This is a genomic window from Streptomyces sp. NPDC014861, assembly GCF_043081625.1.
In the GTDB taxonomy this organism is placed as follows: Bacteria; Actinomycetota; Actinomycetes; order Streptomycetales; family Streptomycetaceae; genus Streptomyces.
Genome location: NZ_JBIBWV010000035.1, coordinates 18,472 through 31,685, shown reverse-complemented (window position 1 = coordinate 31,685; position 13,214 = coordinate 18,472). Strand labels below are relative to the sequence as shown.

Below are 13,214 nucleotides of genomic sequence, written 5' to 3'. Positions count from 1 at the left end.
ACCACGTTATCCGCTGGACAGGCGCTACCGTCAGGACCGGGACGGCGTTCGGCCGGACGGTGGAGGGGCGGCGTGGGCATCGAGAGCGACCGGATGGTCTTCGACTACCTGAGCGAGGTCGGCGACCTCGCCCAGCAGCGGCACCTCCCGCCCGGCGAGCGCAGCGCCCTCGTGGCGGGCCTGCGCGACGAGATCGACCGCCGCCGCACCACGCACGGCGAGGAGTCGGCGGGGGCCGTCCGGGGCATCCTGGGCGACCTGGGCACACCGGACGAGGTGGTGAAGCGGGCGGCGCCGTGGTGGTCGGCCGAGGCCCCGACGGCCGACGAACCCTCCGCGGGCCCCTCCGCCGAGGCCGCCGCCGTGCCGCGCCCGCGCGGCGTGTGGCACGGCGGCGCGGACGACGCGGAATCGCCGGCGCCCGGCTTCATCGGCGGGATCGAGGCGCCGGAGCTCTTCCGCCCGCCGGACCCGGACCCCCCGGAGCCCGAGGCCCCGGAGCTCGACGGCCCCCCGGCCTCCCGCCGCCGCCTGGCCCGCCTTCTGCGCCGCCGCCCCCCGCGGACACCGGACGCGGACCCGATCCCCGACGCGGCGCCCGAGCCCCGGGTGCGCGGCCTCGCCCACCCCTTCCTCCTGCTCGCCGCCCTGTCGCTGATCGCCGGCGCGGCCTTCGGCTGGCTGCTCGCGCTGGCCCTCGGCTGGCTCGTCGCGTACGGCTCCCGCCGCCTGACCCCCGGCCAGATCAAGACGGCCGTCTTCGTCCTCCCCGGCGTCGCCGCGGCGGGCGGCGCCGCGTGGCTCTGGGGCCGTACGCAAGGCCGCTGGGGCGCGCCGATCGCCCCCGACGCCCTGGGCGCGGCCCTCGCCGAGACCTGGCCCTGGACGCTCCGCGCCGCCGCCGTCCTCTCCGCCCTCTACCTCCTCCACCACGCCCGCCGACGCTGACACCCCGCGCCCGGGGGCCGCTGACACGCACCCCCCGGGGGCCGCTGACACCGCACCCCGGAGCCGCGTTCGAACACACGGGCACAATGTCCCCCATGACGACGAACGCGCAGTCCACCCCGCCCACGGGCCCGCTCACGGTCGGATTCGACCTCGACCTGACGCTGCTCGACACCCGCCCCGGCATCAGGAAGACCTGGCAGGCGTTCGCGGAGCGGTACGGCGTCGAGGTCGACACCGACGTCGTCATCAGCCGCCTCGGCCCGCCGCTGGAGCAGGAGATGGCCCACTGGGTGCCCGCCGCGCAGGTCCCCGAGATGGTCGCCGCCTACCGAGCCCTGTACGGCGTCCACGCCTTCGCCCCGACCGTCCCGATGCCCGGAGCCCGCGACGCCCTCGACGCGGTGCGGGAGGCGGGCGGCCGGACGATCGTCGTCTCGGCCAAGAACGGCCCGCACGCCGAGCAGCACTTCGTCCACCTCGGGATCGAGCCGGACGCGGTCGTCGGCGGCCTGTTCGCCGAGGGCAAGGCGGAGGCGCTGCGCGCCCACGGCGCCTCGGTGTACGTCGGCGACCACGTCGGCGATGTGCGGGGAGCGGCCGCTGCCGGAGCGTTCTCGGTCGGTGTCGCCACCGGCCCGTGCGACCCCGGGGAACTGCGCGCGGCCGGCGCCGACGTGGTCCTGGAGGACCTGACGGACTTCCGCGCCTGGTGGGAGTCGTACCTCTCCTGACCGTCTAGGAGACGCCGCTCCGGGCCTGCCGGCGCTGCGCCGCGACCGAGCGGAGCACGCCGGCGGCGGCGAGGGCGAAACCGACGCCCATCAGCATCGACACCAGATAGGCGACGGTCGGGAAGGGGTCGGTCCCGAGGAAGAGCGGAGCCACCGTGACCAGCGTCGCGAGCGCGCCGATCGCGAAGACGACGACGCCTGCCTTGACGAGTCCGTCGCCCGGGGCGGAGTCGTCCACGGAATCGCTCACCGCTCCTGCGGGGGTTTCACTGCGCATGCGGCCAGGGTAGTTCCCAGGCCGGAGGAACACTTCGGCGGCGTCTTGTCACCCGCCCCCAGCCCATTAGCCTTGGTGACGGCGGGTCGTCACGACCCGCTCTTTCTGCTACCCCGACGAGTCGACGAGGACGAGGACAGACGTGCCTACCGGCAAGGTCAAATGGTTCAACAGCGAGAAGGGCTTCGGCTTTCTCTCCCGCGACGACGGCGGTGACGTCTTCGTGCACTCGTCGGTGCTCCCCGCCGGAGTCGACGCGCTGAAGCCGGGACAGCGGGTGGAGTTCGGTGTCGTCGCGGGTCAGCGGGGTGACCAGGCGCTCTCGGTCACGATTCTCGACCCGACGCCGTCGGTGGCGGCGGCGCAGCGCCGCAAGCCCGACGAGCTGGCGTCGATCGTGCAGGACCTGACGACGCTCCTGGAGAACATCACGCCGATGCTGGAGCGCGGCCGGTACCCCGACAAGGCGGCCGGCGGGAAGATCGCGGGCCTGCTGCGCGCGGTCGCGGACCAGCTCGACGTGTAGGACCCGTCAGGGGAAGGACAGCGCTTCCGGGCCGAGGGGCGGCACCAGTCCCTCGGCCGCGGCGCGGGTGAGCAGCCCCCGCACCGCCGCGTAGCCGGCCTCGCCGAGGTCGGCGGTGAACTCGTTGACGTACAGCCCGATGTGCTGGTCGGCGACCTTCGGGTCCATCTCCTGCGCGTGTTCCATGACATACGGCCGTGAGGCGGCCGGGTCGTCCCACGCCATCCGCACCGAGCGCCGGGCGGAGTCGGCGAGCAGTCGCAGGGTCTCGGCGCCGAGGGAGCGGCGGGCGACGATCGCGCCGAGCGGGATCGGCAGCCCGGTGGTGGACTCCCAGTGCTCGCCCATGTCGGCGAGGCGGTGCAGCCCGTACGAGGCGTAGGTGAAGCGGGCCTCGTGGATGACGAGTCCGGCGTCGACCTTCCCGTCCCGGACGGCGGGCATGATCTCGTGGAACGGCATCACGACGACCTCGCCGACGCCGCCGGGCACGGTCTCGGCCGCCCACAGGCGGAAGAGGAGGTACGCGGTCGAGCGTTCGCTCGGCACCGCGACGGTCCTGCCCCGCAGGTCGAGGCCGGGCTCGCGGGTGAGGACGAGGGGGCCGCAGCCCCGGCCGAGCGCCCCGCCGCAGGGCAGCAGCGCGTACTCGTCGAGGATCCACGGCAGGACGGCGTACGACACCTTCAGGACGTCGTGGGTGTCGGTGCCGCTCTCGGCCCAGCCGTTGGTGACGTCGATGTCGGCGAAGGTGACGTCGAGGCGCGGGGCGCCGGGGACGCGGCCGTGGGCCCAGGCGTCGAAGACGAAGGTGTCGTTCGGGCAGGGCGAGTAGGCGATCTTCAGCTGCACGGCCGTGCCTCCGGGAAGGTGGTGTCGAGGGCGGTGGCGGCCCGCCGGAGCGCGGCCAGGGCGTCGCCGATGCGCCAGGCGGCGCGGTCGCGGGGCCCGACGGCGTTCGACACGGCCCGCAGTTCCAGGACGGCCGCGCCGTGCGCGGCGGCGGCCTCGGCGACCCCGAAGCCCTCCATCGCCTCGGCGGCGGCCCCCGGGTGGCGGGTGGCGAGCTCGGCGGCGCGGGCCGCACTGCCGGTCACCGTGGAGACGGTCAGCACGGCGCCGGTGGTGTGCGGGAGTCCGGCCGCGCCGAGGGCGGCGGCGACGGGCCCGGTGAGGGCGGGGGGCACGCGGTGGACGGAGCGGCCGAAGCCCAGCTCCTCGACGGGCAGGTATCCGTCGGGGGTGTCGGCGCCCAGGTCGGCGGCGACGATCGTGTCGGAGACGACGAGCGAGCCGAGCGGGGCGCGGCCCGGGAACCCGCCGGCGATCCCGGCGGAGACGACGAGCGTGTACGGCTCGCCGGCGAGGGCGGCGCGGGTCAGCGCGGTCCCGGTCGCGGCGGCGACGGCCGCGGGCCCGACCCCGCCGACGAGGACGTCGGCGGTGCGGTGCTCCGTCGCGTACCGGCGCAGCACGAGGCCGCCCGGGACGGGGAGCTCCCCGCCGGGGCGGGCGGGTGTCGTGAGACCGCCGGCGACGGAGTCGGCCTCCGCCGCCACGGCCGTCACGATCAGGATCCGGCGGTGCACCGGAGGATCAGGATTCCTTCTTCAGCTTGAAGTGCCAGATGCCGGTGAGCGTCTTGCCGGTGTTCTCGACGATCGTCACCTGCGTCTCGTCGGGCGTCTCGCCGGTCTGGCCGGCGGTGAAGAAGGCGCTGGCCGGAATGGTCCGGTAGGTCTTCTTGTACGGCTCCGGCTCGGCCTGCTGGCCGCCGAGGAAGATGGTCCAGCCGTTGTCGGCGATCGACGGGTCGACACCGAAGCGGACCTTGTCGTCCATCGCGACGGTGATCGACTTCTCGGCCTTCTTGTTGAGGCACTTCTGGACGTCGGACTCCTTGATGGGGTCGCCGTCGTTGTAGCAGGCGGCCTCGGAGTTGATCGACTCGCTCCCGACCGTGACGGTCGCGATCGGGGTCGGCTTTTCGCAGGCGGTCAGGACGAGGAGCCCGGCGGAGACGGCCCCGAGGGCGACGGCGGCCCGGCGGCGCGAGCCGGAGAAGAACGCAACGGTCATGAGCCGAAGGCTATCGGGCCGCCGCGCCGCTGCCACGCGGGGGTACGGCGTGCCGCGCGGCGGGGCCCGTACGCCGGCCGGCGCGGCTCGGGTCAGGCGACCTTCGCGCGCTGGGGGCGGTCGGAGGCGCCCGGGCCGCGGGACGACAGCAGGCCGCGGACGGCGAGGAGCGCGCCGATCGCCAGGAAGCCGGCCGCCGCCGCCATCCCCACCGTCCCGTTCAGCGGCATCGCGATGCCGAGGCCCCCGCCGACCACCCACGCCATCTGGAGGGCCGTCTCGGAGCGGGCGAAGGCGGAGGTCCGTACGACCTCCGGCACGTCCCGCTGGATCAGCGCGTCCAGCGACAGCTTCGACAGCGCCTGCGTCAGCCCCGCGACCGCGCCCAGCACCGCGACCATCACCCCGCCGAAGAAGACGGCGGCGCAGATCGCCGCCGCGAGGACGGTCGAGATCATCGTGGCGATGATCACCTCGGGCCGGTGTCCCCGGTCCCGCAGCAGGGAGCCGGCCGCCGTGCCGCAGGCGTTCCCGACCCCCGCCGCCACGCCCACGATCCCCAGGGAGACCGCCGCCGACTGCCCCGACAGCGGATGCTCGCGCAGCAGGAACGCCAGGAAGAAGATCAGGAACCCGGAGAGCATCCGCTGCGCCGCGTTCGCCTGGAGGCCGTGCAGCACGGCCGGCCCGACCGTCCGCAGGCTCGGCTTCTTCTCACCGTGCGTCAGGAGGTGTGCCCGGCGCTCGCCCTTCGCCGAGTCCACCTTGTGCGGCATCCGCACCGCCCAGTACGCGCCGAGCAGGAACAGCGCGCACGCCCCGTACAGCGGCCACCGGGGCCCGAGCAGCTGGAGTCCCGCCCCGATCGGCGCGGCGACGCCGGTGGCGAGCAGCCCGGCGAGCGTCACCCGCGAGTTCGCCTTCACCAGCGAGAAGCCCGGTGGCAGCAGTCGGGGCACCACGGCGCTGCGCACCACCCCGTAGGCCTTCGACGCGACCAGTACGCCGAGTGCCGCCGGGTACAGCTCGATGCCGCCCGACACGACCAGTCCCGACATCACCACGGCCAGCACCGCCCGGGCGCCCATCGCCGCCGCCATCGCCGCCCGGCGGCCGTGCGGCAGCCGGTCGAGCAGCGGTCCGATGACGGGCGCGAGGAGGGTGAAGGGGGCCATGGTGATGGCGAGGTAGAGGGCGACGCGCCCGCGGGCCTCGTCGGTCGGCACGGAGAAGAAGACGGTCGACGCGAGCGCCACGGTGATCATCACGTCGCCGGCGCCGTTCACCGCGTGCAGCTCGATCAGTTTCCCGAGGCCCGATTCGCCCGCGCCGTGCGCGTGAGTCGCCCGCCGGATGCCCCGCGCCGTCCCCGTGAACGGCAGATGCAGAGCACGCCCCACCGCCCGGCCCGCTCGACGGAGCGGCCCGGGGCGATCAAGGGATCGACCGGAGGACCGTGCGGCTGCCACCACCTCATAGTGCCCCACCGGCGCCCCGCCCGAACCGAGTCGGCGGGCCCCGGGGTGTCGGAACGCCGCCGCGGGCGGCCTCGGGGAGGCCCGGGACACGGGCGGGGACAGAGGCGGGGACACGCCGGGAAGGGGCGGTTCCGTCGGGCGCTCCGGGGCCCGATCCGGGTCACTTGGGGCGCGCAGGTGGGCCCAGGCCCGCGAACGGGGTAGCGTGCGTAGCGCGCCACCGGCGGTTCCTTTCGGCCGCGCGCCCCTTCGGCATCCCGCAGAATGGATGACGATAGGTGCGCCCGAGACGTGTGAGACCGGTCGGGTGCGGACGTCGATGCGGCCCCCAGGTCCGCTCCGCCCGCCCCGCCCCCGGAGCCTCGCTCCCGAACCTCGGCCGGCGCACCCGTGAGACGGCGTAGGAGAGAAGCGAGACCTGTGAGTGCTGCGACGACGCGAGACCGTACCCCGCGTACCCCGCGAGCCACGCGTACCCCGGCCCCCGACCGCCTCTGCGCCGAGGCCGTAGACCTCGCCCGGGAGGCCGCCGAGGAGGCGGCCGCCCCCGGCGTCGTCGGCGAGCACTCCGGCGTCGTCGCGGAGGGCGACCGGGTCGTCACGCACTTCTTCGAGTGCAAGGAGCCCGGCTACCGCGGCTGGCGCTGGGCGGTCACCGTCACCCGCGCCTCCCGGGCCAAGAACGTCACGCTTGACGAAACCGTCCTGCTGCCCGGCTCCGACGCCCTCCTCGCGCCCGAATGGGTGCCGTGGAGCGAGCGGCTGCGGCCCGGCGACCTCGGCCCCGGCGACCTCCTGCCCACCGAGCAGGACGACCCGCGCCTGGAGCCCGGCTACACCGGCGAGGACGCGCCGCCGCCGAACTCCGCGCTCTCCTCCGACCTGGAGGACCAGCTCGACGCGGAGGACGCCGAGATCACCGACCGCGCGCCGACGCGCGGCGCGATCGCGTCGGTCGCGGACGAGCTCGGCATGGGCCGGGCCCGGGTCCTCTCCCGGTACGGCCTCCGGATCGCCGCCGACCGCTGGGACGAGTCCTTCGGCCCCCGCACCCCCATGGCCCTGGCGGCCCCCGCCACCTGCCAGTCCTGCGCCTTCCTGGTGCCCCTGGCCGGCTCCCTCGGCCAGTCCTTCGGCCTCTGCGCCAACGAACTGTCCCCGGCGGACGGGCGCGTGGTCTCCCTCGCGTACGGCTGCGGCGGCCACTCGGAGGCGGCCGTCATGCCGACCCCGCCCCGCCCCGCGGAGCCGGTCCTCGACTCGACGGCCGTCGACCCCTTCCCCCTCCGCCCGCCGACGGACTCCGGCTCGGTGACGGAGCCCGACGCGGCCTCGGAGGACCTGGGCCACTCCTAGGGTCTGCGGGCCCCACAGGGCCCGCAGGGCGCTCAGGGGGGCGTGGGCGGCGCGGCCGGGTGCGGGCGTGGGCTCCTTCCTGGGTGCGGGTCGGGGCGGAGCCCCGGCGGCGCGGTAACTTCGGCGCGGTACCGAAGGAACGGCCCAGCAGAGTGGAGTCTCACGTGAGCGTCACCGTCCGGACGACGACCGACGGCAGCGACCCCTTCGGCACCGCGCGGCTCCGCAGAGGCGTGCTGGACTCCTGGGCCGCCTCCCCCGCCCGCTTCCGCGAGGACGCGAACGCCGAGGAGGACCTGGCGCTCGGCGGCTACCGCGACCGCCTCGTCGTCGAGCTGGCGCAGAACGCCGCCGACGCCGCCGCCCGCGCCGGCGCCACCGGCCGGCTGCGCCTCACCCTGCACCCCGCGGACGCGGACAGCCCCGCCGTGCTGGCCGCCGCCAACACCGGTGCCCCGCTGGACGCGACGGGCGTCGAGTCGCTGTCCACGCTGCGCGCCTCCGCCAAGCGGACCGAGCAGGACACCACGACGTCCGTGGGCCGGTTCGGCGTCGGTTTCGCCGCCGTCCTCGCCGTCTCCGACGAGCCCGCCGTCCTCGGCCGGCACGGCGGTGTCCGCTGGTCCCTCGCGGAGGCCCGCGAACTCGCCGCGGACGTGGCCCGGCACAGCCCGGGCCTCGGCGACGAACTGCGCCGCAGGGACGGCCACGTACCCCTCCTGAGGCTGCCGCTGCCCGCCGAGGGCACCGCGCCCGACGGCTACGACACGGTCGTCGTCCTCCCGCTCCGCGACGCGGCCGCGCACGGCCTCGCCGAGCGGCTCCTCGCCTCCGTCGACGACGCGTTGCTGCTCACCCTTCCGGGTCTCGCCGAGATCGTCGTGGAGACGCCGGAGGGGGTCCGCACCCTGACCCGTTCCGAGGCGGACGGGTACGTCCACGTCGCGGACTCCGCCGCCGAGGCGCCGAACCGCTGGCGGACCGTCACCCGTACGGGTCCTCTCGAAGCGGACCTGCTCGCGGACCGCCCGGTCGAGGAGCGGCTGCGCCCGCACTGGTCGGTCACCTGGGCCGTGCCCGTGGACGGCACCGGCGCCCCCCGCTACCCGCGCACCGCGCCGGTCGTGCACGCGCCGACGCCCACCGACGAACCGCTCGGCATCCCCGCCCTGCTGATCGCCTCCCTGCCGCTGGACCCGACCCGCCGGCACCCGGCGCCGGGTCCGCTGACGGACTTCCTGGTGCAGCGGGCGGCCGAGGCCTACACCGAACTCCTCGCCGACTGGCGGCCGGTGACGAGCGGCGCGCTCGACCTCGTACCGGGTCCGCTCGGCAAGGGGCCGCTCGACGGGGCGCTGCGCGAGGCGATCCTCGACCGGCTGCCGCGGGTCGCGTTCCTCGCCCCGGCGGTCGCCTCGGAGGACGTGCCGGCGCTCCGCCCGATCGAGGCCGAGGTCGTCGAGGGCGCGGGCGCGGAGACGGTCGCGGTCCTCGCCGAGGTGTTCCCCGGCCTGCTCCCGGCGGGTCTTGAGCGCCGCCCCGAGCTGCGGACGCTGGGCGTGGGCCGGGTGCCGCTGACGGAGGCGGTGGACCGGCTGGCGGGCGTGGAGCGGGCGCCGGGCTGGTGGCGGCGGCTGTACGACTCCCTCGCCGGGGTGGACCCGGACCGGCTCACCGGCCTGCCGGTGCCGCTGGACTCGGGGCGGACGGCGATCGGCCCCCGGCAGGTCCTCCTGCCGCAGGACGGCACCCCGGCGGAGCTGTCCCGCCTGGGGCTGAAGGTGGCGCATCCGGAGGCGGCGCACCCGCTCCTGGAGAAGCTGGGCGCGCTCCCGGCCACGCCCCGGGCCGTCCTGACGACCCCGCAGATCCGGGGGGCGGTCGCGGCCTCCCTCGACGCGGACGAGTTCTGGAGCCTGGACGAGGAGGCACCGGCGCCGGACGACCTCGTGGAGACGGTGCTCGGACTCGTGCGGGACGCGGGCCTGGAGCCCGGTGACGAGCCGTGGCTCGCCGCGCTGGCCCTCCCCGACGAGGACGGCGAGCTCGCCCCGGCGGGGGAGCTCGTGCTGCCGGGCTCGGCCTTCGACGCGGTGATGCGGGAGGGCGAACTGGCCCACGTGGACGCCGAACTGGCCGACCGCTGGGGCGAGGCCCCGCTCGCGGCCTGCGGCGTCCTGGCGAACTTCGCGCTGGTCCGCGCCGCCGATCTGGTGCTCGACCCGGACGACCTGGAGCCCCGTGAGGGCGACTACCCGGAGCCGGACGACGCGGGGCTGCTGGACGCGGTCGACGTGTGGTGCGAGGACGTCCTGGACCGGCTGCCGGAGGCCGTGGTGCCGCCGGTGGCGACCGAGATCGTGGCGGTGCGGGACCTGGACCTGGTCGACGACGACGCCTGGCCGCGGGCGCTGGCGCTGCTGGCGCTGCCGCCGCTCCGGGACGCCCTGACCCAGCCCGTACGGGTCCTCCTCCCGGACGGCACGACCGAGACGGTCCGTTCCTACACGGCGTGGTGGCTGCGCGACCACCCGGTCATCGGCGGCCGCCGTCCCGCCGGTCTCCGCGCGGCCGGCGGGGACCCGCTCCTCGTGGGCCTGTACGACCCCGCCGACGCGACCGGCTTCGAGGACGAGCAGGTCCTGCGCGCCCTCGGCGTCCGTACGTCGGTCGCGGCGCTCCTCGACGAGCCGGGCGGCGCGGCGGAGCTCCTGACCCGCCTCGCGGACCCGGACCGGCCGGTGACCGGCGCCCAGCTGCACGCCCTCTACACGGCCCTGGCGGACCTCGACCCGGATCAGGTGACCCTCCCGGACGAGCTGCGCGCGGTGGTCGACGGCGAGCTGGTGGTGGTCGACGCGGCGGAGGCGCTGGTGGCCGACGCCCCGGACCTCCTCCCGCTCACGGCGGGCGTCCCGCTCCTCCCGGTCTCCCCGTCCCGGGCGGCCGACCTGGCGGACCTCCTCCAGGTCCGCCGCCTGAGCGAGGCAGTGGAGGCGGAGGTCACCTCGGACGGCGAGGAGCACGAGGTCCCCGCCGCCGTCCACGCCCTCCTCGGCCCGTCCACCCCGGCCACCTACCTCGAACACGAGGAGCTCCGCGCGGGCGGCACCGAGCTGGACTGGCGCCGCGCCCCCGACGGCACCCTCCACGCCGCCACCCTGGAGGGCGTGGCCGCCGCCCTCGCCTGGGCCACCGCCCAGTGGCCCCGCCGCTTCGAGGTGGCCGCCCTCCTGGAGGACCCCACCCGTACCGCCGAACTGGCCCGCGACCGCTGGTTCGACTGACGCGGCCCGCGGGCGGCGTCACGCCGGGAAGCGGCGGTCCACCCAGCGCCAGCTGACCTCCAGGACCGCCGCGCCCGCCGCCGCGACGGCGACGGCGGCCCACGGCATCGTGGTGCCGACGAGCTTGAGGGCGAAGAAGTCCTGGAGCCAGGGGACGACGAGGACCAGGAGGAAGGCGCCTCCCATGGCGGCGACCAGGGCGAGGCGCCACAGCGTGTAGGGGCGGGCGATGATCGCGAGGACCCACATGGAGACGAGGAAGAGGGTGAGGGTCGCGGCGCTGGTCTCGGCGCCGAGGGCGTCCGCGCCGGTGTAGTGGTGGCGGGCGAGGAGGTACGTGGTGAAGGTGGCCGCGGCGGCGACGACGCCGCCGGGGATCGCGTACCGCATGACCCGCCGGACGAAGTGCGGCTTGGCGCGTTCCTTGTTGGGGGCGAGCGCGAGGAAGAAGGCCGGGACGCCGATCGTCAGGGTGGAGAGCAGGGTCAGGTGCCTCGGGAGGAAGGGGTACTCGATCTGGGAGACCACCACGAGGATCGCCAGCAGGACCGAGTAGACCGTCTTCGTGAGGAAGAGGGTCGCCACCCGGGTGATGTTGCCGATGACCCGGCGGCCCTCGGCGACCACCGACGGCAGGGTCGCGAAGGAGTTGTTGAGGAGGACGATCTGGGCGACGGCCCGGGTCGCCTCCGATCCCGATCCCATGGAGACGCCGATGTCGGCGTCCTTGAGCGCGAGGACGTCGTTGACGCCGTCGCCGGTCATGGCGACCGTGTGCCCGTGGGACTGGAGCGCCGCGACCATGTCCCGCTTCTGCTGCGGGGTGACCCGGCCGAAGACGGCGTTCTCGTCGAGGACCTTCGCCATCTCCTCCGTGTCGGACGGCAGCGTCCGGGCGTCGACGGTGTTCGCGGCGCCGGGCAGGCCGAGCTTGCCGGCGACCGCGCCGACGGAGACGGCGTTGTCGCCGGAGATGACCTTGGCGGCGACGTCCTGGTCGGCGAAGTAGGCGAGGGTGTCGGCGGCGTCGGGCCGCAGCCGCTGTTCGAGGACGACGAGCGCGGTGGGCCGGGCGTCCTTCGCCACGTCGGGGGAGTCGAGCTCGCGGGCGGTGCGGGCGAGCAGGAGGACCCGCAGGCCCTGCTCGTTGAGGTGGTCGACCTCGGCGAGGGACGGGTCGCCCGCCGGGAGGAGGACGTCGGGGGCGCCGAGCAGCCAGGTGGAGTCCTCGCCGTCGCCCTCGCTGAACGCGGCGCCGCTGTACTTGCGGGCGGAGGAGAAGGGAAGGGACTCGGTGCAGCGCCACTCCTCGGCGTCGGGGTAGGCGGCGATGATGGCCTGGAGGGAGGCGTTGGGGCGCGGGTCGGACTCGCCGAGGGCGCCGAGCACCTTGTGCACGTACGCCTCGTCCGAGCCGTTCAGGAGGCGGACCTCGGTGACGTCCATGCCGCCCTCGGTGAGGGTGCCGGTCTTGTCGAGGCAGACGACGTCGACCCGGGCCAGGCCCTCGATCGCGGGCAGCTCCTGCACGAGGCACTGTTTCCGGCCGAGACGGATGACGCCGATCGCGAAGGCGACCGAGGTGAGCAGGACGAGGCCCTCGGGGATCATCGGGACGATGCCGCCGACGGTCCGGGCGATGGAGTTCTTGAGGTCGTTGTCCTTGACGACGAGCTGGCTGATGATCAGGCCGATCGCGGTCGGGACCATCATCCACGTCACGTACTTGAGGATCGTGGAGATGCCGGAGCGCAGCTCGGAGTGGACGAGCGTGAAGCGGGACGCCTCCTCGGCGAGCTGCGCCGCGTACGCCTCCCGGCCGACCTTGGTGGCGGTGAAGGCGCCGCCGCCGGCGACGACGAAGGAGCCGGACATGACGGGGTCGCCGGGGCGTTTGACGACGGGGTCGGCCTCGCCGGTGAGGAGCGACTCGTCGATCTCCATGCTGTCGGCCTCGGCGACGACGCCGTCGACGACGACCTTGTCGCCGGGGCCGAGTTCGATGAGGTCGCCGAGGACGATCTCGGAGGTGGAGATCTCGGCGGCGCGCCCGTTGCGGCGGACGGTGGGTTTCGCCTCGCCGATGACGGCGAGGCCGTCGAGGGTCTTCTTGGCGCGGAGTTCCTGGATGATGCCGATGCCGGTGTTGGCGACGATCACGAAGCCGAAGAGGCTGTCCTGGATCGGGGCGACGATCAGCATGATGATCCAGAGGACGCCGATGATCGCGTTGAAGCGGGTGAAGACGTTGGCCCGGACGATGTCGGTGGTGGAGCGGGAGCTGCGGACGGGGACGTCGTTGACCTCGCCGCGGGCGACGCGTTCGGCGACCTCGGCGGCGGTGAGCCCGGCGGGCCGGTGGACGACGGGAGGTTCGGCGGCCTCCGCCGGGGTGTCCCGGTTGCCGCCGCCGCCCGTGTCGATCTTCGCCCGCTGAGTCATGGTTCCGACGGTACGACCGGAATCGACCGTTCACCTGCCGAGAAGCGGCAAGATCCGACCGCGGGAGGAGCGGAATCGTCCTGTGGT

General features: G+C 75.0%; 11 protein-coding genes. 5 read left to right on the top strand and 6 right to left on the bottom strand.

Annotated elements, in window-relative coordinates:
- Positions 1-72 precede the first annotated feature (72 nt).
- Positions 73-948, top strand: coding sequence for a hypothetical protein (locus ACF1BN_RS36080; protein WP_392335828.1), 876 nt, complete (start codon positions 73-75; stop codon positions 946-948).
- Between the two features lie 86 nt (positions 949-1,034).
- Positions 1,035-1,682 carry an HAD family hydrolase gene (locus ACF1BN_RS36075; protein ID WP_392335827.1) on the top strand — a complete coding sequence of 216 codons (648 nt, stop codon included), beginning with the start codon at positions 1,035-1,037 and terminating at the stop codon, positions 1,680-1,682.
- A 4-nt stretch (positions 1,683-1,686) separates the two neighbouring features.
- Here ACF1BN_RS36075 and ACF1BN_RS36070 read toward each other — a convergent pair whose 3' ends face one another.
- Positions 1,687-1,959 (bottom strand): hypothetical protein, encoded by a 273-nt coding sequence (locus ACF1BN_RS36070; protein ID WP_392335826.1) that lies wholly within the window; start codon positions 1,957-1,959, stop codon positions 1,687-1,689.
- A gap of 142 nt (positions 1,960-2,101) precedes the next feature.
- Here ACF1BN_RS36070 and ACF1BN_RS36065 point away from each other — a divergent pair, with 142 nt between their 5' ends.
- Positions 2,102-2,485 carry a cold-shock protein gene (locus ACF1BN_RS36065; protein ID WP_392335825.1) on the top strand — a complete coding sequence of 128 codons (384 nt, stop codon included), beginning with the start codon at positions 2,102-2,104 and terminating at the stop codon, positions 2,483-2,485.
- Positions 2,486-2,491: 6 nt separating this feature from the next.
- Here the strand turns inward: ACF1BN_RS36065 and ACF1BN_RS36060 are convergent, their stop codons facing one another.
- The 4 genes from ACF1BN_RS36060 to ACF1BN_RS36045 all read right to left on the bottom strand — a co-directional run bounded on the left by ACF1BN_RS36060 (position 2,492) and on the right by ACF1BN_RS36045 (position 6,033).
- On the bottom strand, positions 2,492-3,337 hold the full coding sequence (locus ACF1BN_RS36060; RefSeq protein WP_376595779.1) for a 1,4-dihydroxy-6-naphthoate synthase: 846 nt from the start codon (positions 3,335-3,337) through the stop codon (positions 2,492-2,494).
- Positions 3,328-4,074, bottom strand: coding sequence for a futalosine hydrolase (locus ACF1BN_RS36055; RefSeq protein ID WP_392335824.1), 747 nt, complete (start codon positions 4,072-4,074; stop codon positions 3,328-3,330). The genes ACF1BN_RS36060 and ACF1BN_RS36055 overlap by 10 nt, the downstream gene beginning before the upstream one ends.
- 7 nt (positions 4,075-4,081) lie before the next feature.
- A complete protein-coding gene (locus tag ACF1BN_RS36050; RefSeq protein ID WP_376595781.1) occupies positions 4,082-4,564 on the bottom strand; it encodes a DUF2771 domain-containing protein in 483 nt (160 codons plus the stop codon).
- 92 nt (positions 4,565-4,656) lie between these two features.
- Positions 4,657-6,033, bottom strand: a complete 1,377-nt coding sequence (locus ACF1BN_RS36045; RefSeq protein WP_392335823.1) for an MFS transporter — start codon at positions 6,031-6,033, stop codon at positions 4,657-4,659.
- 429 nt (positions 6,034-6,462) lie between these two features.
- On the opposite strand from ACF1BN_RS36045, the gene ACF1BN_RS36040 reads away from it, so the two are divergent.
- Together ACF1BN_RS36040 and ACF1BN_RS36035 are read left to right on the top strand one after the other, a co-directional pair.
- Positions 6,463-7,398 carry a DUF3027 domain-containing protein gene (locus ACF1BN_RS36040; RefSeq protein ID WP_392335822.1) on the top strand — a complete coding sequence of 312 codons (936 nt, stop codon included), beginning with the start codon at positions 6,463-6,465 and terminating at the stop codon, positions 7,396-7,398.
- Between the two features lie 152 nt (positions 7,399-7,550).
- Positions 7,551-10,685, top strand: a complete 3,135-nt coding sequence (locus ACF1BN_RS36035; RefSeq protein ID WP_392335821.1) for a sacsin N-terminal ATP-binding-like domain-containing protein — start codon at positions 7,551-7,553, stop codon at positions 10,683-10,685.
- An 18-nt stretch (positions 10,686-10,703) separates the two neighbouring features.
- Here the strand turns inward: ACF1BN_RS36035 and ACF1BN_RS36030 are convergent, their stop codons facing one another.
- Positions 10,704-13,127, bottom strand: coding sequence for an HAD-IC family P-type ATPase (locus ACF1BN_RS36030; RefSeq protein ID WP_392335820.1), 2,424 nt, complete (start codon positions 13,125-13,127; stop codon positions 10,704-10,706).
- Positions 13,128-13,214 lie beyond the last annotated feature (87 nt).

Bases quoted from the DNA above. Each gene is read 5' to 3' on its own strand.
- ACF1BN_RS36070 (WP_392335826.1), bottom strand. From the start codon at position 1,959: ATGCGCAGTGAAACCCCCGCAGGAGCGGTGAGCGATTCCGTGGACGAC.
- ACF1BN_RS36030 (WP_392335820.1), bottom strand. From the start codon at position 13,127: ATGACTCAGCGGGCGAAGATCGACACGGGCGGCGGCGGCAACCGGGAC.
- ACF1BN_RS36050 (WP_376595781.1), bottom strand. From the start codon at position 4,564: ATGACCGTTGCGTTCTTCTCCGGCTCGCGCCGCCGGGCCGCCGTCGCC.
- ACF1BN_RS36075 (WP_392335827.1), top strand. From the start codon at position 1,035: ATGTCCCCCATGACGACGAACGCGCAGTCCACCCCGCCCACGGGCCCG.